At 63.4% G+C, this 20,032-nt stretch carries 17 protein-coding genes; 13 read left to right on the top strand and 4 right to left on the bottom strand.

The window, feature by feature from the left end:
- Position 1: 1 nt before the first annotated feature.
- Both murB and IB267_RS05545 read left to right on the top strand, forming a co-directional pair.
- Positions 2-976 carry a UDP-N-acetylmuramate dehydrogenase gene (murB, locus tag IB267_RS05550; protein ID WP_043615900.1) on the top strand — a complete coding sequence of 325 codons (975 nt, stop codon included), beginning with the start codon at positions 2-4 and terminating at the stop codon, positions 974-976.
- Between the two features lie 174 nt (positions 977-1,150).
- Entirely contained in the window at positions 1,151-1,684 is a 534-nt protein-coding gene (locus IB267_RS05545; protein WP_192446741.1) for a hypothetical protein, read from the top strand.
- A 167-nt stretch (positions 1,685-1,851) separates the two neighbouring features.
- Here the strand turns inward: IB267_RS05545 and IB267_RS05540 are convergent, their stop codons facing one another.
- Positions 1,852-3,162, bottom strand: coding sequence for an MFS transporter (locus IB267_RS05540; protein WP_192446740.1), 1,311 nt, complete (start codon positions 3,160-3,162; stop codon positions 1,852-1,854).
- Positions 3,163-3,485: 323 nt separating this feature from the next.
- Here IB267_RS05540 and aqpZ point away from each other — a divergent pair, with 323 nt between their 5' ends.
- The 10 genes from aqpZ (at position 3,486) to ligA (ending at position 16,979) form a co-directional block, all read left to right on the top strand.
- Entirely contained in the window at positions 3,486-4,172 is a 687-nt protein-coding gene (gene aqpZ / locus IB267_RS05535; protein WP_192446739.1) for an aquaporin Z, read from the top strand.
- Positions 4,173-4,485: 313 nt separating this feature from the next.
- The gene (locus tag IB267_RS05530) at positions 4,486-5,412 is read left to right on the top strand and encodes a D-alanine--D-alanine ligase (protein ID WP_043615911.1); all 927 of its coding nucleotides are present in this window, start codon (positions 4,486-4,488) and stop codon (positions 5,410-5,412) included.
- Complete coding sequence (gene ftsQ / locus IB267_RS05525) at positions 5,400-6,350, top strand: cell division protein FtsQ (protein WP_192446738.1); 951 nt, start codon at positions 5,400-5,402, stop codon at positions 6,348-6,350. Before IB267_RS05530 ends, ftsQ begins: the two co-directional genes overlap by 13 nt.
- A complete protein-coding gene (gene ftsA, locus IB267_RS05520; protein ID WP_034792498.1) occupies positions 6,347-7,678 on the top strand; it encodes a cell division protein FtsA in 1,332 nt (443 codons plus the stop codon). The genes ftsQ and ftsA overlap by 4 nt, the downstream gene beginning before the upstream one ends.
- A 97-nt stretch (positions 7,679-7,775) precedes the next feature.
- A complete protein-coding gene (gene ftsZ / locus IB267_RS05515; RefSeq protein ID WP_192446737.1) occupies positions 7,776-9,563 on the top strand; it encodes a cell division protein FtsZ in 1,788 nt (595 codons plus the stop codon).
- Between the two features lie 334 nt (positions 9,564-9,897).
- Positions 9,898-10,851 carry a UDP-3-O-acyl-N-acetylglucosamine deacetylase gene (gene lpxC / locus IB267_RS05510; RefSeq protein WP_192446736.1) on the top strand — a complete coding sequence of 318 codons (954 nt, stop codon included), beginning with the start codon at positions 9,898-9,900 and terminating at the stop codon, positions 10,849-10,851.
- A 173-nt stretch (positions 10,852-11,024) separates the two neighbouring features.
- On the top strand, positions 11,025-11,891 hold the full coding sequence (locus tag IB267_RS05505) for an outer membrane protein assembly factor BamD (protein ID WP_043615925.1): 867 nt from the start codon (positions 11,025-11,027) through the stop codon (positions 11,889-11,891).
- 36 nt (positions 11,892-11,927) lie between these two features.
- Positions 11,928-13,601 carry a DNA repair protein RecN gene (gene recN / locus IB267_RS05500; protein WP_192446735.1) on the top strand — a complete coding sequence of 558 codons (1,674 nt, stop codon included), beginning with the start codon at positions 11,928-11,930 and terminating at the stop codon, positions 13,599-13,601.
- 159 nt (positions 13,602-13,760) lie between these two features.
- Positions 13,761-14,750, top strand: a complete 990-nt coding sequence (locus IB267_RS05495; RefSeq protein ID WP_192446734.1) for a hypothetical protein — start codon at positions 13,761-13,763, stop codon at positions 14,748-14,750.
- Positions 14,751-14,825: 75 nt separating this feature from the next.
- The gene (ligA, locus tag IB267_RS05490; protein ID WP_192446733.1) at positions 14,826-16,979 is read left to right on the top strand and encodes an NAD-dependent DNA ligase LigA; all 2,154 of its coding nucleotides are present in this window, start codon (positions 14,826-14,828) and stop codon (positions 16,977-16,979) included.
- 31 nt (positions 16,980-17,010) lie between these two features.
- On the opposite strand, the gene IB267_RS05485 is transcribed toward ligA, so the two are convergent.
- The 3 genes from IB267_RS05485 to IB267_RS05475 all read right to left on the bottom strand — a co-directional run bounded on the left by IB267_RS05485 (position 17,011) and on the right by IB267_RS05475 (position 18,907).
- Complete coding sequence (locus tag IB267_RS05485) at positions 17,011-17,664, bottom strand: CatB-related O-acetyltransferase (RefSeq protein WP_192446732.1); 654 nt, start codon at positions 17,662-17,664, stop codon at positions 17,011-17,013.
- 206 nt (positions 17,665-17,870) lie between these two features.
- Positions 17,871-18,278 carry a VOC family protein gene (locus IB267_RS05480; protein ID WP_192446731.1) on the bottom strand — a complete coding sequence of 136 codons (408 nt, stop codon included), beginning with the start codon at positions 18,276-18,278 and terminating at the stop codon, positions 17,871-17,873.
- Between the two features lie 329 nt (positions 18,279-18,607).
- Positions 18,608-18,907: a hypothetical protein gene (locus IB267_RS05475; protein ID WP_192446730.1), complete on the bottom strand. Its 300-nt coding sequence runs from the start codon at positions 18,905-18,907 to the stop codon at positions 18,608-18,610.
- A gap of 249 nt (positions 18,908-19,156) precedes the next feature.
- Here IB267_RS05475 and panC point away from each other — a divergent pair, with 249 nt between their 5' ends.
- Positions 19,157-20,032 (top strand): pantoate--beta-alanine ligase, encoded by an 876-nt coding sequence (gene panC, locus IB267_RS05470; RefSeq protein WP_192446729.1) that lies wholly within the window; start codon positions 19,157-19,159, stop codon positions 20,030-20,032.

Here is a 20,032-nt window from a genome sequence, read left to right as displayed (position 1 = left end):
CATGAAACAGGTCAACGGTCAGAAACTACTGGAATCGCTCGGAAGTGGCGTCAGCGCCGTGCGCGGCCGCATCACGCCGGATGCGCCGATGGATCGTGTCACCTGGTTCCGCGCCGGCGGTCTTGCCGAGCTCATGTTCCAGCCGCACGACACGGACGATCTCATCACCTTCCTGAAACTGGTGCCGGCTGAAGTGCCGGTCATGGTTGTCGGCGTCGGCTCGAATCTTCTCGTGCGCGACGGCGGCATTCCCGGCGTCGTCATCCGGCTGTCGGCCAAGGGCTTTGGCGATCTGGAACTTGTCGGCGAAAACCGCATCAAGGCGGGCGCGATCTGCCCGGACAAGAACATCGCGGCGATGGCGCTCGATCACGGCATCGGCGGCTTCTACTTCTACTACGGCATTCCCGGCTCGCTCGGCGGCGCGCTGCGCATGAACGCCGGCGCCAATGGCGCGGAGACCCGCGAGCGGGTCGTCGAGGTCCATGCGGTCGACCGTCAGGGCAACCAGCATGTGCTTTCCAATGCCGACATGGGCTATGCCTACCGCCATTCCGCGGCGGCGAAGGACCTGATCTTCACCCACGCCGTCTTCGAAGGCTATGCCGAGGACAAGAACAAGATCCGCACCGACATGGACGCCGTGCGCCAGCATCGCGAAACCGTGCAGCCGATCCGCGAGAAGACGGGCGGCTCGACCTTCAAGAACCCCGAGGGCCATTCGGCCTGGAAGCTGATCGACGAGGCCGGCTGCCGCGGCATGATGATCGGCAGCGCGCAGATGTCGCCGCTGCACTGCAACTTCATGATCAACACCGGCCAGGCGACCGGTTACGAGCTCGAATATCTCGGCGAAACCGTTCGCCAGCGCGTGCTCGAACATTCGGGCGTCCGGCTCGAATGGGAAATCAAGCGCATCGGCACCTTCATGCCGGGCTACGAGATCAAGGAATTCCTCGGCCGCGGCATCGCTTAAGGCTGGGTTGCGAGACGTAATCTGAAAGGCCGTGGCGGAAGCGCTGCGGCCTCTTGTTTTTCCGGCGGGCGGCAAGCGGCTGCCAGCGCCTTTGCAGAGTGCCGGGTCGCCTGCTCAATCACGGTCGAGGAGAAAGCTCGAGTGCGTTGCTTGCAAAGACTATCGTATGCGAGGTTGCTCGCCGTTTCAGCCCTATTGGCCAATCTTGCGTTCTTTGCGCCCGTCAAGGCTATGGATGAGGTGCGTCTGCAAGCCGCCGTCGCCTCGCTCGGTGACGGTGTTGACGCCCAGCGTCTCGAAGCCAGGGTTGCCGATCTCGTAAAATCAGGCGACCAGATCGAGCTTGCGAAGCTGGCCGAACAGATCCGGATGAAAGACGGCGATTTCCTCGACATCCTGGAAAAGTTCTATGAGCAGCCGGAGCAAGCGCACGCGACGCCCGATTGGCAGCAGATCGCACTCTCAATGGGGCCGTGCCACTACGCCAACGCTGCCATCCGCATCGTCGCGATGACGATCGCGAACGGCACTCACCCAGCCATCCGAAACGGCGTTGTCATGATCGACGGCACGGAGGTCGACAATATTTTTGCGGAATCGATGCATCGCTGCGAGTTGATTGCGCGTCTTCCCAAGTCCACGCGGCAGGTCGGCTCTAGCTGCGCCATGACCGGCGACTGCGCCGACGATCCGGACCTCATGGAGTGAACCGAGCCACCCGCGCTTTGCTGGCGCCGGGCCATTGCCTGCTGCGATCGTCATCGGTTTGGCTTCGGAGGCTTCGCAAACAGCACCCGCTAAGCGAAAGGGCCGCAGCGTTGCCGCTGCGGCCCTTCTTGGTTGTGATCGGCCGCGCTAGGCGCGGCCAGTCGTGATCAGGCCGAAACCTCGTCTTCCGTCGACAGCACCAGGCACAGAAGCGTGATGGCGGCGGCGGCGAGCAGGTAGTAGCCGACGTAATCCAGGCTGTAGTTGGTGGCGAGCCAGGTGGCGATGTAAGGCGCCAGCGACGCGCCGAAGATGCCGGCGAGGTTGAAGGTCATCGAGGCGCCGGTATAGCGCACCGAGGTCGGGAAGGGGGCGGCGAGTGCTGCGCCGATCGGGCCGTAGGTGAGGCCCATGAGGCCGAGGCCGATGATCGAGAACAGGAACGCACCGCCGATGCCGCCCGCCAGGAGCGGCGCCATGAACAGGCCGAAGACGCCGATGCCGATGGTGGTGATGATCAGGATCAGGCGACGGCCGAAGCGGTCCGAAAGGATACCGGCAACCGGGATCATCAAGCCGAAGAAGACGACGCCAGTCATCTGCACGACCAGGAACTGCTCACGCGAATAGCCGAGCTTCGCCGTGCCCCAGGAGAGCGAGAAGACGGTCATCAGGTAGAACAGCACGAAGGTCGCAAGCGCCACGAAAGTGCCGAGCACCAGGCTGCGCTTGTGAAAGCGGAAGATCTCCATGATCGGCACCTGGACGCGCTCGTGCTTGTCGACGGCCTTCTGGAACTCCGGCGTTTCGGTGATCTTCAGGCGGACATAAAGGCCGACGGCAACCAGCAGGATGCTGGCGATGAACGGCACGCGCCAGCCCCAGGCGAGGAAGGCTTCGTTGCTCATGACTTCGCCGAGGATGAGGAACGTGCCGGCCGACAGGATGAAGCCGATCGGGGCGCCGAGCTGCGGGAACATGGCGTACCAACTGCGCTTGCCCTCCGGCGCGTTCTCGGTGGCGAGCAGCACGGCGCCGCCCCATTCGCCGCCAAGCCCGAGGCCTTGTCCGAAGCGGCAAAGGGCGAGCAAGAGCGGGGCTGCGACGCCGATCGACGCATAGGTCGGCAGAAGCCCGATGACGACCGTGGAGATGCCCATGGTCATGAGCGCCGCCACCAGGGTCGCCTTGCGGCCGACCTTGTCGCCGAAATGGCCGAAGATCACGGCGCCGAAGGGGCGGGCGAAGAAGGCGATCGAGAAGGTCGCAAAGGATTGCAGCATTGCCGAGGTCGGATCGGCGGCCGGGAAGAACAGGTGCGGGAACACCAGTACGGCGGCGGTGGCGTAAACGTAGAAGTCGAAGAATTCGATGGTCGTGCCGACGAGGCTTGCGAACAGCACCCGGGCAGGGGAGTTCACTGCCGCGTGCTTTGACGCATTGTCCTTCGGCGACAGGGAGGTTGTCGCGTCTGTCATTATCATAATTCCTGATGTGGATTTCATACCGTCTTGGGAGGCGGGTGAGGGCCTCTTAACGCAAGTTTCGGCATGGCGAAACCCTGATATCGTAAGAAGTGCGAACGATATCACCGCCATGCGCAGCAATCTTCTGCCGCGGCGCGGCCCAGGGCCGGCCGCACGGAGCTGGCTTTCCGGTTGCGCCCAACCGGCCTGCTGCCGGCTAAAGCTCACGCTTTGCGGGCGCGTGGTGCGGCTCGACAATCCGGATTGACGGGAATCAAATTGTGGCAAACTCTGGGCAGCTGAAGCGATCGGCTTCGTTTTTCAGGAGCGAATGCATGTTCAAAAAGCTTTCAGCAGAATTTCTCGGTACATTTTGGCTCGTTTTTGGCGGTTGCGGCAGCGCGGTGCTGGCTGCTGCTCTTCCCGGCGTCGGTATTGGTTATCTGGGCGTCTCCCTCGCTTTCGGTCTCACCGTCCTGACCATGGCCTATGCGGTCGGCGGTATTTCCGGCGGTCACTTCAACCCGGCCGTTTCCGTCGGCCTGACGGTCGCGGGCAAGTTCCCGGCGTCGAACCTTGTCGGCTATGTCATAGCCCAGGTGCTGGGCGCGATTGCGGCTGCCGCCGTCCTCTATGTCATCGCCAGCGGCAAGGGCGATTTCCAGCTCGGCGGCTTTGCTGCCAACGGCTATGGCGAGCATTCACCCGGCGGCTATTCGCTGACGGCGGCGCTGGTGGCCGAAGTGGTGCTGACCTTCTTCTTCCTGTTCATCATTCTCGGCTCCACCCATGGCCGGGTGCCGGCGGGCTTCGCGCCCATCGCCATCGGGCTGGCGCTGACCCTGATCCATCTCGTCTCGATCCCGGTGACGAACACCTCGGTCAATCCGGCCCGCTCGACAGGGCAGGCGCTCTTTGTCGGTGACTGGGCGCTGTCGCAACTGTGGCTGTTCTGGGTGGCGCCGATCGTCGGTGCGGCGATCGCCGGCATCGTCTGGAAGATCGTCGGCGACGACGACTGATCAAGGTCAGGATACCGTCACGCATGGACCCGCCGCCCTCGATGCGGCGGGTTTTTTCATTTTTTTCTTCTGTTTATGCATTAGATTCAAGATTGCTCCGCAACCCTTTGATCTCTCGCTAAAATGCCTTGTTTCCACATGCGCTTGCGCCTGCAGGTGGCGTTTCATTTCCTGACTGGGGTTAACGAAAGTAAACGGTTCGTTAACCTTAATGACGTTCTAGTGACCCCAATGGCACAGCTGACTCGCGAGGGCGGGAGCCAGCCAGACGCAAGGAAACCTTGCGATAGTGGCGTATTGTCTGGGGGTTTGAATGAACGGCAAGCATGTGGCTGTCCTGATGGGCGGATTTTCTTCGGAGCGACCGGTTAGCCTGTCGTCCGGGGCTGCCTGTGCGGATGCCCTGGAGGCTGCCGGCTATCGCGTCACCCGCATCGACGTCGACCGCAAGGTTGCAGAGACGCTGGCCGCGCTGCGCCCCGACGTTGCCTTCAACGCCCTTCACGGTCCGTTCGGCGAGGACGGCACGATCCAGGGCATCCTCGAATATCTCGAGATCCCCTACACCCATTCCGGCGTGCTTGCCTCGGCGCTCGCGATGGACAAGGCGCAGGCGAAGCACGTAGCGGCTGCTTCCGGCATTCCGGTCGCCGATGCGCAGGTCATGGACCGCCATGCCTTCGGTCCGAAGCATCCGATGAAGCCGCCTTACGTCGTTAAGCCGGTGTCCGAAGGCTCGAGCTTCGGCGTCGTGATCGTCAAGGAAGATCAGTCGCATCCGCCGCAGGTGGTCACCTCGAGCGAGTGGCGCTACGGCGACCGAATCATGGTCGAGCGTTATGTCGCCGGCCGTGAACTGACCTGTGGTGTCATGGGCGACAAGGCGCTTGGCGTCACCGAAATCATCCCGCAGGGCCACGCCTTCTACGATTATGATTCCAAATACGTAAAAGGTGGTTCGCGCCACGTCATTCCGGCACAGATTTCACCAAATATTTACCAAAAAATACAAACACTCGCTCTGAAGGCGCATCAGGCAATCGGTTGCCGGGGCGTCAGCCGATCCGACTTTCGTTTCGATGACAGTTCCTCCGCTGAGGGCGAGCTGATCTGGCTGGAGATCAACACCCAGCCCGGCATGACTCCGACCTCCCTGGTGCCCGAGATGGCCGCGCATGCTGGCTACAGCTTCGGTGAGTTTTTGAGTTGGATGGTGGAGGACGCGTCGTGTTTGCGTTGAGGGGCAAAAGGGGCAAGAGGGTTCGTCACCTCGATGGCGCCGCCGCCGCCGATGTGGACGGCGCGCGCGTACTGCCGCGTCCGCTTCGTCGTGTCGTGCGCTTCTTCGTCAGCCTCGGTGCTGGCCGCATTCGTTTTCCCGCTCATACCGGCACGCTGTCGGCAATCGCCTTCTTCGCGGCAACCGGCCTTTACGGCATGTCGCTCGGCGGCCACACGCAGAATTTCGCACAGGCCTCGACCACGGCCGCAGGCTTTGCGATCGAAGACGTCAAGGTTTCCGGCAACGACCAGACCTCGGAAATCGACATTCTCCAGCAGCTCGGCCTCGACGGCACGACGTCGTTGGTGGCGCTCGATATCGCCGAGGCGCGCAAGCTGATTGCGGAAATGCCCTGGGTGCAGGGCGTTACCGTTCGCAAGATCTATCCCGGCACCATCGAGGTCAGCCTCACCGAGCGCAAGGCCTTCGGCATCTGGCAGCACGGTTCCGACCTTTCGCTGATCGAGCGCAGCGGCAGCGTGATCGCGCCCTTGCGCGACAACAAGTTTGCGGCGCTGCCGCTCTTCGTCGGTCGTGACGCCGAAACGGCGGCCGCCGATTTCTACGACGAGTTTTCCCGCTGGCCGGAGATCCGCTCGCGGGTGAAGGCCTTCGTGCGCGTGGCCGGCCGCCGCTGGGACCTGCGCCTCGACAACGGCATCGTTGTCAAGCTGCCGGAGCACGACGTCGCCCGGGCGATGAAGGTGCTCTCCGACATGGAAAGCCAGCACCAGCTCCTCGAGCGCGACATCGCTGCCGTGGATCTGAGGCTTGAAGACAGAACAACAGTTCAGTTGACGCCGGACGCAGTGACCCGGCGCGAAGTTGCCTTGAAGGCGAGGGACAAGATGCTGAAGGCGCAGGAGACCGAAAAGAAGAAAGAAGGCCGCATATGAGTCTGTTCGGTTCCTCCAGCTTTGGCCTGCCGCGCCTGAAGCCGCTTTCCTCGAAGCGGTCTCATGTCGTCTCGGTGCTGGATATCGGTTCGACCAAGGTGGTCTGCATGATCGGCCGCCTGACGCCGCGCGCCGAGAGCCAGATCCTGCCCAACCGTACGCATAGCGTCGAAATCATCGGCATCGGCCACCAGAAGTCCCGCGGCGTCAAGAACGGCGTCGTCGCCGACCTCGATGCGGTGGAAAGCGTCGTCCGGCTCGCCGTCGACGCGGCCGAGCGCATGGCCGGCCTCACCATCGACAGCCTGATTGTCAACGTGTCAGCCGGCCGGCTGCAGAGCGACGTCTATACCGCGACGATCGATCTCGGCGGCCAGGAAGTCGACGCCAACGATCTGCGCAAGGTTCTGTCGGCTGCAGGCCAGCAGTCGCTGCGCTCCGACCGCGCCATCCTGCATTCGCTCCCGACGGGCTTCTCGCTCGATGGCGAGCGCGGCATCCGCGATCCGCTGGCCATGTTCGGCGACGTTCTCGGCGTCGACATGCATGTGCTGACGGCCGAACGGGCAGCGCTGAAGAACCTCGAACTCTGCGTCAACCGCGCTCACCTTTCGGTCGAGGGCATGGTTGCCACCCCCTATGCCAGCGGTCTTGCCGCACTCGTCGACGACGAGGTCGAGCTCGGCTGTGCGGCGATCGACATGGGTGGCGGCACGACGACGATCTCGGTCTTTGCCGAAGGCAAGCTGGTTCACGCCGACGCTGTCAGCCTCGGCGGCCACCACGTGACGACGGATCTGGCGCGTGGTCTTTCGACCCGCATCGAGGATGCCGAACGGCTGAAGGTCGTGCATGGCTCGGCCCTGCCCAACAGCGCCGACGAGCGCGATATCGTTTCGGTTCCGCCGATCGGCGAGGACGACCGCGATCAGCCGACGCATGTGCCGCGCGCCCTCGTGTCGCGCATCGTGCGCGCCCGCATCGAAGAGACGCTGGAACTCATCCGCGATCGCATCCAGCGCTCGGGCTTCAGCCCGATCGTCGGCAAGCGCATCGTTCTGACGGGCGGCGCCAGCCAGCTGACCGGCCTGCCGGAAGCGGCCCGCCGCATCCTCGCCCGCAATGTTCGCATCGGTCGTCCGCTCGGGGTTTCCGGGCTGCCGGCCGCTGCCAAGGGCCCGGCCTTCTCCACGGCGGTCGGCCTGATGATCTATCCGCAGGTCGCCGACCTCGAGACCCATGCCTCCCACGGCGGCATGTTCTCGGCGCTCGGCGCCGGCAACGGCCGCATCGCCCGCATGGGCCAGTGGCTGAAAGAAAGCTTTTGAGTGACGGCTGGCTCCGAACAGGGACGGGGCCGGTGAAGACAAACTGAAAGATTTGGCCGGCTCGGCAAGGCGGCCAGAAAACAGAAGGAACGGGACTATGACTATCAACTTGCAGAAGCCGGATATCACGGAGCTGAAGCCGCGCATCACCGTCTTTGGTGTGGGCGGTGGTGGCGGCAACGCCGTCAACAACATGATCACCGCAGGCCTCCAGGGCGTCGATTTCGTCGTCGCCAACACGGATGCCCAGGCACTCACCATGACCAAGGCCGAGCGCATCATCCAGATGGGTGTTGCCGTCACCGAAGGTCTCGGCGCCGGTTCGCAGCCGGAAGTCGGCCGTGCGGCCGCCGAAGAGTGCATCGATGAGATCATCGACCACCTCAACGGCACCCACATGTGCTTCGTCACCGCCGGCATGGGCGGCGGCACCGGCACCGGTGCAGCCCCGATCGTCGCACAGGCCGCCCGCAACAAGGGCATCCTGACGGTCGGCGTCGTCACCAAGCCGTTCCATTTCGAAGGTGCGCGCCGCATGCGGCTCGCCGACCAGGGCATCGCCGAACTGCAGAAGTCGGTCGACACCCTGATCGTCATCCCGAACCAGAACCTCTTCCGCATTGCCAACGACCGCACGACCTTTGCGGACGCGTTTGCGATGGCCGACCAGGTTCTCTATTCGGGCGTTGCCTGCATCACCGACCTCATGGTCAAGGAAGGCCTCATCAACCTCGACTTCGCCGACGTCCGCTCGGTGATGCGCGAAATGGGCCGCGCGATGATGGGCACCGGCGAAGCTTCGGGCGAAGGCCGCGCACTGGCCGCAGCCGAAGCCGCGATCGCCAACCCGCTGCTCGACGAAACCTCGATGAAGGGCGCGCAGGGCCTGCTGATCTCTATCACCGGCGGCCGCGACCTCACCCTGTTCGAACTCGACGAAGCGGCAACCCGTATTCGCGAAGAAGTCGACCCGGATGCCAACATCATCCTCGGCGCGACCTTCGACGAAGATCTCGAAGGCCTCATCCGCGTCTCGGTCGTTGCCACCGGCATCGACCGTACGGCCGCGGAGGTGGCGGGTCGTTCCGCCGACTTTCGTCCGGTAGCAGCAAAGCCGGTCGTCCGTCCGTCTGCCGCCGTTCCGGCCCAGCAGCCGCAGGCCGTTGCCCAGCACCAGCCGGCCCCGGTTCACCAGCCGGTGATGCAGCAGCCTGTCGCCCAGCCGGTTCAGCAGCCGATGCAGCAGCAGGCTACCGCCGACCAGATCGCCGCCGCCATCCGCGAAGCCGAAATGGAACGCGAGCTCGACATCGCCACGCGCGCCGCCCAGGTGCAGGCCCAGGCTCCGGTTCAGCAGCCGATGCACGAAGACAACTTTCGTCCCCAGAGCAAGCTTTTCGCCGGTGCTGCACCGGTAGAAGCCGCTCCGGTCATGCGCCAGCCGCAGCCGCAGATGCAGCCGGTTCAGCCCCAGCCGCAGCCGATCATGCGCCAGGAGCCCGTCGCTCCGGTCATGCGCCAGCAGCCGGAACAGGTTCGCATGCCGAAGGTCGAAGACTTCCCGCCGGTCGTAAAGGCCGAGATGGACCGCCGCGCACAGCCGGCTGCCCCGATCGCGGAAGAGCGCGGCCCGATGGGCCTGCTCAATCGCATCACCAGCTCGCTTGGCCTGCGTGAACGCGAACAGACCCCGGCAGCCGCCGACATGACGGCTTCCGCACCGACCGCTGCTTCCCAGCAGCGCCGGCCGCTCTCGCCGGAAGCGAGCCTCTATGCGCCGCGTCGCGGCCAGCTTGACGATCACGGTCGCGCTTCGCCGCAGGCGCGCCCGCAAGAAGATGATCAGCTCGAGATCCCGGCGTTCCTGCGCCGTCAATCGAACTGATTGGAAGGCCCGTTCCTTCACCTTGCCGAATGCCCGGGCAACTGCCCGGGCATTTTTGCATTTTGTTCATCATTTCAGGTGTTTGGTTCCATGTTACGGACCGTCGCAAATGCGTAACAAAGCGAAACGAACAGTGATTTGGAATGGTGCCTCCAAACTCCTATTTTCAGACTCGGAATTGGGGACGCATGCGATTCGATCAAGCGCTGTCTGTTCGAAACGCAGAGGACCGGTCGTTGAGCCGGGACTCTCGGGCATCTTTCTTGTGCCCTGAAGATTGTTGCGTCCACCAGCAGGTTTTGGCCATCGGCCACAGGTATTGAAAGTGACGAGAATGGGAATCGAATTGCTCGGGTTTCAGACGACGATTGCAAGCCCGGTAACGCTCAAGGGAATTGGCGTTCATTCCGGTGCGGAAGTGTCGATCACCTTCCACCCGGCCGAAGCCGACGCGGGCATCGTTTTCCAGCGCGTCCTGTCCAACGGCCGGGTCAGCGAATACAAGGCGGTTTCCTCGCAGGTCGGCAACACCGATCTCTGCACTGTTCTCGGCATGTCGCCGGCGACCTCGATCGCCACGATCGAACATGTCATGGCTGCGATCTACGCGCTCGGTCTCGACAACCTCACGGTCGAAGTGCACGGCGCCGAAATGCCGATCATGGACGGCAGCTCCGAACCTTTCATCGACGCGATCGAGCTGGTGGGTGTTCGCGCCCTTGCGGTCAAGCGTCGCTACATCCGCATCGTCAAGCCGGTGCGTATCGAATCAGGCGCCTCCTGGTCGGAGTTCACGCCCTATGACGGCATGCGCTTCGAGGTTGAGATCGATTTCGATTGCCCGCTGATCGGCCGCCAGGCCTGGAAGGGCGACATGACGCCGTCCGTCTTCAAGCGCGAACTGTCGCGTGCCCGCACCTTCGGTTTCATGCGTGATGTCGAACGCCTCTGGGCCGCCGGCTTCGCACTCGGCTCCTCGCTCGAAAACTCCGTCGTCATTTCCGACGACAACGCCGTCATCAACGTCGAGGGCCTGCGCTACACCGACGAATTCGTGCGCCACAAGACGCTCGATGCGGTTGGCGACCTCTCGCTCGCCGGCGCGCCGTTCATCGGCTGCTACCGCTCCTACCGCGGCGGCCACAAGATGAACGCCAACGCGCTGAAGGCACTGCTCAGCGACCCGACGGCCTACGAAGTCGTCGAAACGGCAACCCCGCGCCAGCGTACCCGCGCGCGCGATATGGTTGCAGTGGCAGCTCCGGGCTTCGCGCCCTGGTCCGCATAACAAGAAAAGTCATCATCTCCTCCAGTCGCCGGCCGAAAGGCCGGCATTTTCATGATAGAGCTGCCACAAATTTGCATGAATCACCGATCATGACGTTGCGGTCTGAAGGTAACTTGCTCTAAAAGCGCATGTCTGGCGGGGTCCATGCCCGCAGAGTGGAACGGGAATATCCGATGGTTCTTGCAGTTTCTGTGGATTTGAAGAAGTCAGCGCGCGTCGCCGCCGTCATTGTCGCGGCTGTTGCCGGCAGCGCCCTGATCACCGCCTGCCAGAACGATCCCGATATCGACATCACCAAGCTGACGGCGGAGACCGATCCGCCGGAAGTGCTCTACAATCAGGGCCTTGCCAACCTCAATGCAGGCAAGACGACTGAGGCGGCGCGCAAGTTCGAAGCGCTCGACCGCCAGCATCCGTTCTCGGAATATGCCCGCAAGGCACTGGTCATGAACGCCTTCGTTTCCTATCGTAACGGTCAGTACCAGGAGGCGATCAACGCCACCGGCCGCTACCTCAATCTTTATCCGCAGTCGGAAGACGCGGCCTATGCGCAGTACATCCAGGGTCTCGCCTATACCAAGCAGATCCCGGCGGTGACGCAGGACCAGAAGCCGGCCTTCAAGGCGATCGAAGCCATGCAGGCGGTCGTCGACCGCTACCCGGACTCCGAATATGTCGACGACGCCAAGTCGAAGATCCGCTTTGCCCGCGACCAGCTGGCCGGCAAGGAAATGCAGGTCGGGCGCTACTATCTCGAGCGCAAGGAATACCTTGCCGCCGTGTCGCGTTTCCGCGTCGTCATCGAGCAGTACCCGAACACCAACCAGGTGGAAGAGGCGCTCGCCCGTCTGACGGAAGCCTACTTCGCGATGGGCGTGACCCAGGAGGCGCAGACCGCTGCCGCCGTTCTCGGCCACAACTATCCGGACAGCCAGTGGTACTCCGATTCGTTCAAGCTGCTGCAGTCGGGTGGCCTGGAGCCACGTGAAAGCGGCAACTCCTGGATCTCGCGTGCCGCCAAGAAACTCGTCGGCGCCTGATCTTAATCAGCGCCCTCTAGGAAGATATGACCCCGGATGCTTGCCCAGCTTTCGATCCGCGATATCGTCCTGATTGAACGGCTTGATCTCAATTTCGACGCCGGGCTCTCGGTGCTGACCGGCGAAACCGGGGCCGGCAAGTCCATCCTTCTCGACAGCTTGTCGCTGGCCCTTGGCGGGCGCGGCGACGGCTCGCTCGTGCGCCACGGCTCCGACAAGGGGCAGGTGACGGCGGTCTTCGACGTACCGATGGGGCACTCGGCGCGGCTGATGCTCAGGGAAAACGGCATCGACGACGACGGAGACCTGATCTTCCGTCGCGTCCAGTCGGCCGACGGCCGCACCAAGGCCTATGTCAACGACCAGCCGATCAGCGTCCAGCTGATGCGCCAGCTCGGGCAGACGCTCGTCGAAATCCACGGACAGCACGATGACCGCGCGCTCGTCGACATTGATGCGCACCGCACGCTGCTCGACGCCTTCGGCGGCACCGCCGACGAAGCGGCGCATGTGAGCGAACTCTATCGCGCCTGGAAGGATGCCGAGCGCGGCCTGAAGAAACACCGCGAGCGGGTCGAGGCGGCCGCGCGCGAGGCGGACTATCTGCGGTCCTCGGTCGAAGAACTGGAGAAGCTCAGCCCCCGCGACGGCGAAGAAGACGAGCTTGCTGAGAACCGGGCGCGGATGATGAAGGCCGAGCGCATTGCCGGCGACATCAACGAGGCCTCGGAGTTCCTCAACGGCAACGCGTCGCCGGTTCCGCTGATCGCCTCGCTCGTGCGCCGTCTCGAGCGCAAGAGCCAGGAGGCGCCGGGCCTGCTCGAAGAAACGGTCGAACTGCTCGATGGAGCGCTCAACCAGCTTTCGGACGCGCAGATGTCGGTCGAGCGGGCGCTGCGCAATACGGAATTCGACCCGAAGGAACTGGAGCGGGTGGAGGAGCGGCTGTTCGCGCTGCGTGCCGCCAGCCGCAAATATTCGGTTCCGGTCACGGAACTGCCGGCGCTTGCAGTCCGCATGATTTCCGATCTCGCCGATCTCGATGCCGGCGAGGAAAAGTTGAAGCAGCTCGATGCACAGGTCGGCGTGGCGCGGGTGGCGTTCGACGCTTCCGCGCGCTCGCTTTCCGAAAAGCGTCGCCATACCGCGACAGCACTTTCCGATGCCGTCATGGCCGAGCTACCGGCGCTGAAGCTGGAGCGCGCACGCTTCATGGTCGAGGTACAAAGCGATCCGTCACTGCCGACGGTCGACGGCATCGACCTTGTCGAGTTCCACGTCCAGACCAACCCCGGCACGCGGCCGGGGCCGATCATGAAAGTCGCCTCGGGCGGCGAACTTTCGCGCTTCCTGCTTGCGCTGAAGGTGGCGCTTGCCGATCGCGGCTCGGCGCCGACGCTCGTCTTCGACGAAATCGACACCGGTGTCGGCGGTGCGGTGGCCGACGCCATCGGCCAGCGGCTGAAGCGGCTTTCGGCGACGGTTCAGGTGCTTTCCGTCACCCATGCGCCGCAGGTCGCAGCCCGCGCGGCAACGCATCTCCTGATCTCCAAGGGCCCTTCGGCCGAGAAGGCCGAGATGATTTCCACCCGTGTCGCCCGCATGGACGACAAGGCGCGCACCGAGGAAATCGCCCGCATGCTTGCCGGCGCCTCGATCACCGAAGAGGCGAGGGCGGCAGCCGCTCGCCTGCTTTCCGGCAACGGCTAGATCGTCCTGCCGCCAAGTGGAAACATTGGCGGCTTTAGGATGCGATCTCCTCAGAGTGCCCATCCGAGCCCACGGGCTTGGGCTTCCTAAGCCTTTTGGTTGAATTGTTGCGCCGCTGCACCCGTGTTCTATTTCCTCTGCGGTTGGGGCACTTCGATCATGTGGGAGAAACTTCAGCATAGACTGGAGATCCGGTTTGCGCAGATGCGTGCGCATCCGGAACTGATCCTGCTCATCGCGCTCGCCTATGCCGGCCTTATCCTGACCATAAGGGACGCGAACCAGGAATTGGGCGGCTTCGGGGTAGTCGCGTGCGTTGCGATCGCCGTGATTGCAGCAACCCTTGTCGCAAGGCTAAGACGTGCCTCACAGTTCGGGCCGGCGGAGGAGGTGGCCGATCCTCAACCGCCGAACGTGGACGAAGCCACGCCGTTGGCGCTTGTGGCGCCCTGCGCGCGTGGGGACCGTTCCTATCTTGTCCGCGTCCCGGCGCCGACGGCGGTCGCCTACGATGTGGTCCGCAAGGCACAGGGTGTGTTTCGCAGCGGCGCGATCGATCCCGAAGAGGATATGAAAGCGTTCCATTCCGATCCCTACAGCCTGATCTGCCTCCAGGATCCCGACGAGAACATCTTCGGCTTCATCGACTACTACGCCTTCGAGAAGAACCACTTCAAACTGTTCCTGCAGGGCCACTATGCCTTCGACAATCTCTTGGCGAGCGGCCTGCTCGCCCACCCACAGGCGCGAAAGGCAAAAGTCGTCTATCTCGCGACCATCCTCAACCTGAGCTTCCTGCTCGATTCCATGCGTGTCGAGCGTCGCCGGCAGAACGGCATCCTCGTCTGGGCGACGGTCTCGGCGATCCTCGAACACCACACGTTCCCGCCCGATGGCATCGACATCTACAGCATCGGCTGGGACAAGGGCGGGGCCGCGATCCTGAAGATGTTCGGCCTGCAGCCGGTCAGCCGGGTTATGCGTGGCGAGGCGAAAGGCAAATGGATCTACTGCAAGCGTGGCGTCCAGAAAAAGGACCTCGAGGCCATCCGCGGCCGCTATCAGAAGCGCTATGAACGCTGGTGCGAGCTGGATGTCCGGCCGCTTGGCGGGCTCGCGACGGGGAGGGCCAATGCCACGGGCGCGTGAGTTGACGGCGCCGGACGGTCTTTTCTTTCCCAGCGGTTGCTCTACAAAACGACTCCGAATCCGGAGTTGTCGCGCATGTCCCAAGAATTGAAACCCGTCGAGAATCTCAACGAAGCGGAAGCGGCCGAAGCGCTTGCCTTTCTTGCGGCTGAGCTTGCGCGCCACGACGCGCTTTATCACGGCAAGGACGCGCCTGAGATTTCGGATGCGGACTATGACGCGCTGAAGCGGCGCAACGACGCGATCGAGGCGCGTTTTCCGGCGCTGATCCGCGAGGACAGCCCGTCGAGGAAGGTGGGCGCCGCCCCCTCCGTCACCTTCCAGCCGGTCGTTCATGCCCGGCCGATGCTGTCGCTCGACAACACGTTTTCCGACGAGGACGCCCGCGATTTCGTCGCCTCGGTCTATCGCTTCCTCGGTCAGCTGCCTGACAATTCGATTGCCTTTACCGCGGAGCCGAAGATCGACGGGCTCTCCATGTCGCTGCGCTACGAGAACCGCCGGCTGGTGACGGCCGCGACCCGCGGCGACGGCACGACGGGGGAAAACGTCACCGCCAACATCCGCACCATCGGCATGATCCCGCAGACGCTGCCGGCCGGCGCGCCTGACATCGTCGAGGTGCGCGGTGAAATCTACATGGCGAAGTCGGATTTTGCCGCCCTCAATGCCGAAATGGCGGCGCTCGGCAAGCCGCTCTACGTCAACCCGCGCAATACGGCTTCCGGATCGCTGCGCCAGCTCGACGCCAAGGTGACGGCGAGCCGCAAGCTGCGTTTCTTTGCCTATGCCTGGGGCGAGATTTCGGACATGCCCGCCGATACGCAGATGGGCATGGTCGAGGTCTTCAAGTCCTGGGGCTTCCCGGTCAACCCGCTGATGCAGCGGCTCTCCTCGGCCGATGCGCTGCTCGAACATTACCACCATATCGAGCGCGAACGGCCGGATCTCGACTACGACATCGACGGCGTCGTCTACAAGGTCGACCGGCTCGACCTGCAGGCCCGCCTCGGTTTCCGCTCGCGCTCGCCGCGTTGGGCGACGGCCCACAAGTTTCCGGCCGAGCAGGCATTTACCCGGCTCACCGCAATCGACATCCAGGTCGGCCGCACCGGCGCGCTGACGCCGGTTGCGCGCCTGGAGCCGATCACGGTCGGCGGCGTCGTCGTCACCAATGCGACGCTGCACAACGAGGATTACATCAAGGGTCTCGGCAATTCGGGCGAGCCCATCCGCGAGGGCAGGGACATCCGCATCGGCGACATGGTGATCGTCCAGCGCGCCGGCGACGTCATTCCGCAGATCGTCGATGTCGTCATGGACGAGCGCAAGGAAGGCTCCGAGCCCTATCGTTTCCCGACGACATGCCCCGTCTGCGGCAGCCATGCGGTGCGCGACATCAACGAGAAGACCGGCAAGGTGGATGCGGTGCGCCGCTGCACCGGCGGCTTCGTCTGCCGCGCCCAGGCGGTGGAGCACCTCAAGCACTTCGTCTCGCGCAACGCCTATGACATCGAGGGCCTCGGTTCCAAGCAGATCGAGTTCTTCTTCGAAAGCGAGGATCCGACGCTTTCGATCCGCACGGCGCCCGACATCTTCACGCTGGAGAAGCGCCAGGAGGCGTCGCTCACCAAGCTCGAAAACATCGACGGCTTCGGCCGTGTCAGCGTGCGCAAGCTCTATGACGCCATCAATACGCGCCGCTCGATCGCGCTGCAGCGTTTCATCTACGCGCTCGGCATCCGCCATGTGGGCGAGACGACGGCGAAGCTCTTGGCGCGCTCCTACGGCACTTATGAACACTTCGGCACGGCGATGAGCGAGGCTTCGACGTTTACGGGCGACGCCTGGAACGAACTCAACAGCATCGACGGCATCGGCGAGGTCGTCGCCCGCGCCATCGTCGAGTTCTACAAGGAGCCGCGCAACCTCGAAGTGGTCAACCGGCTGCTGTCCGAGGTGACGCCGGAGGCGGCGGAAACACCGGTCGCCAGCGACAGCCCGGTCGCCGGCAAGACGGTCGTCTTCACCGGTTCGCTTGAAAAGATGACGCGCGACGAGGCCAAGGCCAAGGCGGAAGGCCTCGGCGCCAAGGTGGCCGGATCCGTATCGAAGAAGACGGATATCGTGGTTGCCGGCCCGGGGGCCGGCTCCAAGCTCGACAAGGCCCGCGAACTCGGTGTCGCGACCATGGACGAGGACGAGTGGCTGGCGCTGATCGGCGGGTGATCCCCGCCGGTTGGCAATCGGTGGAGCGTCGTTAAGCCTGCCTGCTGTCGTACTCTTCGGAGGCGGCTTTGAGGGCGGCAATATCGTCGGCGCAGATGAAACGGCGCAACGCGTCGAACTTTGATCGTTCCCACCGGTAGATGCCGAGCGCAAGCAGCGTCTCGACATCGGCCGCGGGGAAGCGCTGGCGGACGGGGCGGGCAGGGTTCCCCGCAACGATGGTGTAGGGTGCAACGTCCTTCGTGACGATGGCGCCCGACGCCACGACGGCGCCTTCACCCAGCGTCACACCCGGCATGATCATGGCCCGCATGCCGATCCAGGCGCCGTCGCCGATGAGGGTGTCGCCCTTGCCGACATAGGCTTCGCCGATCACTTCGAGGAAGGGATATAGGCTCACCCAATCGGTGCGATGGGTGTGGTTGCCACCCATGAGGATCACCGCTTCGGCGCCAATCGCGACATAGTCGCCGATCCGCAGCTGATCGATTGGCCATTGCGGCTCCCAGGCCTTTAGGCTGTAGTCGTCGCCATAGAGGTAGCGAACGACACTCTCCTCGAAGGGTCCGGTCCAGGCGTTGCTGTAGTAGCTGTTGGTGCCGCGCACATGGATGTTCGGGTTGCGCACGGTCTCGTGCAGAAGCTCGACTTTGGACCAATGCTTGGCTTCGACCTTCGTGGACATGGGGTTCCTCATTCTCAATGCTTGCAAGCGAAGCTGCGTCCGCTCGCCTTTCGTATTCCGTCCCAACTATCGGATTTACCGACCGCTTTCTTCTCAAATCGAGCGTCGACCGGAAGCTCTGGCCGGCACTGCGACCATTCCATCACACAAAAACGCCCGCCGCTTTGGGCGGCAGGCGCAAGGTTCGGCGGGCATGCCTGAGATCATCAGCCCTGCTGCTGGGCTGCTTCCTGGTCCATCCACATGAACTCCCAGACGTGGCCGTCGAGGTCCTGGAAGGAAATGCCGTACATAAAGCCGTAGTCGAGCGCCGGCTTCCAGGGCTTGGCGCCGGCAGCGAGCGCCTTGGCGAGCATGTCGTCGCATTCGGCGCGGCTTCCGGCAGAAAGGGCGGTGATGACTTCGGTGCCTTTGCGGGCATCGCTGATCTCGCCGGTGATGAAGTCACGGAACTTCGGTTCGGTCAGAAGCATGACGAAAATATTGTCCGAGATCACAGTGCAAGCGGCCGTATCGTCGGAGAACTGCTCGTTGAAGGTGAAGCCGAGCGCGGCGAAGAATGCGCGCGAGGCCTTCAGGTCCTTGACCGGCAGGTTTACGAAAATCATGCGCATGAAATGCTCCTTGGAATGGATTTTGTGTTTTACGGATCTGATCACTTCGTTGTTTTTCCGAAACCGCGAAGCGATCCAACTCTTTGATTGACGCAACTCCGGACGAAAAACCGCGTCGCACTTTTCCTGGAGTTGCCCTAAGGACGAACGCCGGTCGACGGTCCCGACATCGGCTCAAAGATTTTTTCGAGCCTGGCGGATGTGGGGCGCAACTTCAGGTTTTCAAGCGGAGCGGGGCCTGCGTCGAAGCTGCTATTGGATCGACGGTGCTAGCGGCTGCGTGCAGCCTCAAAGGACGCGCGAAGGCGCGCCGCGGCTTGGTGCCATTGTCACTTCACGGTGCAGATGCCGTTGGCGCCGCCTTTGCCGGTGTAGGACACGCTCGGCGAGCCGTCGGGATTGATGCTGAGCGAGATGGTAACGCCCGCACCCTTGGCCTCGTAGTAGTTCTCGTTGAACACCTTGAGCTTCGCTTCCTTGCCATTGATGTAGATCGGGCCGCCTTCGTCGGCATGGACCTCGATCTTGCCGGGGCAGGTGGCGTTGACGAGCGGGATTTTGGCTTCGGCGGCCGCGGCGAAGGCAAGCGTCGGGACAAGAAGGCCGAGAAGGCGCAGGCAGGGTTTCATCTCGCTCTCCAGCGTGGGTTGCAGGTGGCATCGATGGCCAACCGTGACAGGCTGTCGGTGGAAGTCAAGCGCGGCCGCGCGTCATCAACCTGTCATCAATCCGATTGTTTTTTTGCGCTGCACAAGATAGAGGATTGCAGCCGAATTTTATGCAAATGCCTTTTCACGGAGCAGGTCGCGACCATCTCCGAAGGCAGCGCGCCAGCATCCCAAAGGGCAGGGCGCCGGCGCGGATTGGAGGGTCCGGAGATGAAGACGTTCACCACCATCGCCGAGCTGCGTGCAGCGCTTGCCGAGCATAAACGTGCCGGCCAGACCGTCGGCTTCGTGCCGACCATGGGCTACCTGCATGTCGGCCATATGGAGCTGATGCGCCGGGCGCGCGAGGAAAACGACATCGTCGTGGCCAGCATCTTCGTCAATCCGCTGCAGTTCGGCGCCAACGAAGACCTCTCCAAATATCCGCGCGATCTCGCTCGCGACCAGGCGATGCTCGAAGCGGGCAGCGTCGACTATCTCTTCGCCCCCGGTGTGGCCGACATGTATCCGCGGCCGATGGAGACTGCGGTCGACGTGCCGACGCTCGGCAGCGAGCTCGAGGGCGCGGTGCGCCCCGGCCATTTCGCCGGAGTCGCCACGGTCGTTACCAAGCTCTTCAACATCGTCGGGCCCGATCGTGCCTACTTCGGCGAGAAGGATTTCCAGCAGCTGCAGATCATCCGCCGCATGGTGGAGGACCTTGCCCAGCCGGTGACCGTCATCGGCGTGCCGACGGTCCGCGAGGCCGACGGGCTCGCCTGCTCGTCGCGCAATGTCTACCTTACGGCGGAAGAGCGGCGTGCGGCGGCGATCGTGCCGAAGGCGCTCGATGAGGCGGCCCGTCTCGTCGCATCCGGCGTCTACGATGTCGCGGCACTCGAAAAGGCCGTGACCGCCTTCCTTGCGGGCGAGCCGCTGGCGAAGCCCGAGGTCGTGGCGGTCCGCGATCCCGAGACGCTGGAGACGCTTGAAACCATCGGCGACCGGCCGGTGCTGCTGCTTCTCTTCGTCCGCTTCGGCACGACGAAGCTGCTCGACAACCGTGTGATCGCCCCGAAATCCGCGTCCTTTGCAAAGGTTGCCTGA

Origin of the sequence: Ensifer sp. ENS09 (genome assembly GCF_014852425.1) — a bacterium.
In the GTDB taxonomy this organism is placed as follows: domain Bacteria; phylum Pseudomonadota; class Alphaproteobacteria; order Rhizobiales; family Rhizobiaceae; genus Ensifer.
This window is presented reverse-complemented; position numbering and strand designations above follow the sequence as displayed.

What these genes read in the sequence shown, in the direction of transcription:
- IB267_RS05495 (WP_192446734.1), top strand. Translation starts at nt 13,761, where the DNA reads ATGTGGGAGAAACTTCAGCATAGACTGGAGATCCGGTTTGCGCAGATG.
- recN (WP_192446735.1), top strand. Translation starts at nt 11,928, where the DNA reads ATGCTTGCCCAGCTTTCGATCCGCGATATCGTCCTGATTGAACGGCTT.
- ligA (WP_192446733.1), top strand. Translation starts at nt 14,826, where the DNA reads ATGTCCCAAGAATTGAAACCCGTCGAGAATCTCAACGAAGCGGAAGCG.
- ftsZ (WP_192446737.1), top strand. Translation starts at nt 7,776, where the DNA reads ATGACTATCAACTTGCAGAAGCCGGATATCACGGAGCTGAAGCCGCGC.
- IB267_RS05505 (WP_043615925.1), top strand. Translation starts at nt 11,025, where the DNA reads ATGGTTCTTGCAGTTTCTGTGGATTTGAAGAAGTCAGCGCGCGTCGCC.
- ftsA (WP_034792498.1), top strand. Translation starts at nt 6,347, where the DNA reads ATGAGTCTGTTCGGTTCCTCCAGCTTTGGCCTGCCGCGCCTGAAGCCG.
- panC (WP_192446729.1), top strand. Translation starts at nt 19,157, where the DNA reads ATGAAGACGTTCACCACCATCGCCGAGCTGCGTGCAGCGCTTGCCGAG.
- IB267_RS05475 (WP_192446730.1), bottom strand. Translation starts at nt 18,907, where the DNA reads ATGAAACCCTGCCTGCGCCTTCTCGGCCTTCTTGTCCCGACGCTTGCC.
- IB267_RS05485 (WP_192446732.1), bottom strand. Translation starts at nt 17,664, where the DNA reads ATGTCCACGAAGGTCGAAGCCAAGCATTGGTCCAAAGTCGAGCTTCTG.
- aqpZ (WP_192446739.1), top strand. Translation starts at nt 3,486, where the DNA reads ATGTTCAAAAAGCTTTCAGCAGAATTTCTCGGTACATTTTGGCTCGTT.
- IB267_RS05480 (WP_192446731.1), bottom strand. Translation starts at nt 18,278, where the DNA reads ATGCGCATGATTTTCGTAAACCTGCCGGTCAAGGACCTGAAGGCCTCG.
- murB (WP_043615900.1), top strand. Translation starts at nt 2, where the DNA reads ATGAAACAGGTCAACGGTCAGAAACTACTGGAATCGCTCGGAAGTGGC.
- IB267_RS05530 (WP_043615911.1), top strand. Translation starts at nt 4,486, where the DNA reads ATGAACGGCAAGCATGTGGCTGTCCTGATGGGCGGATTTTCTTCGGAG.
- lpxC (WP_192446736.1), top strand. Translation starts at nt 9,898, where the DNA reads ATGGGAATCGAATTGCTCGGGTTTCAGACGACGATTGCAAGCCCGGTA.
- IB267_RS05540 (WP_192446740.1), bottom strand. Translation starts at nt 3,162, where the DNA reads ATGACAGACGCGACAACCTCCCTGTCGCCGAAGGACAATGCGTCAAAG.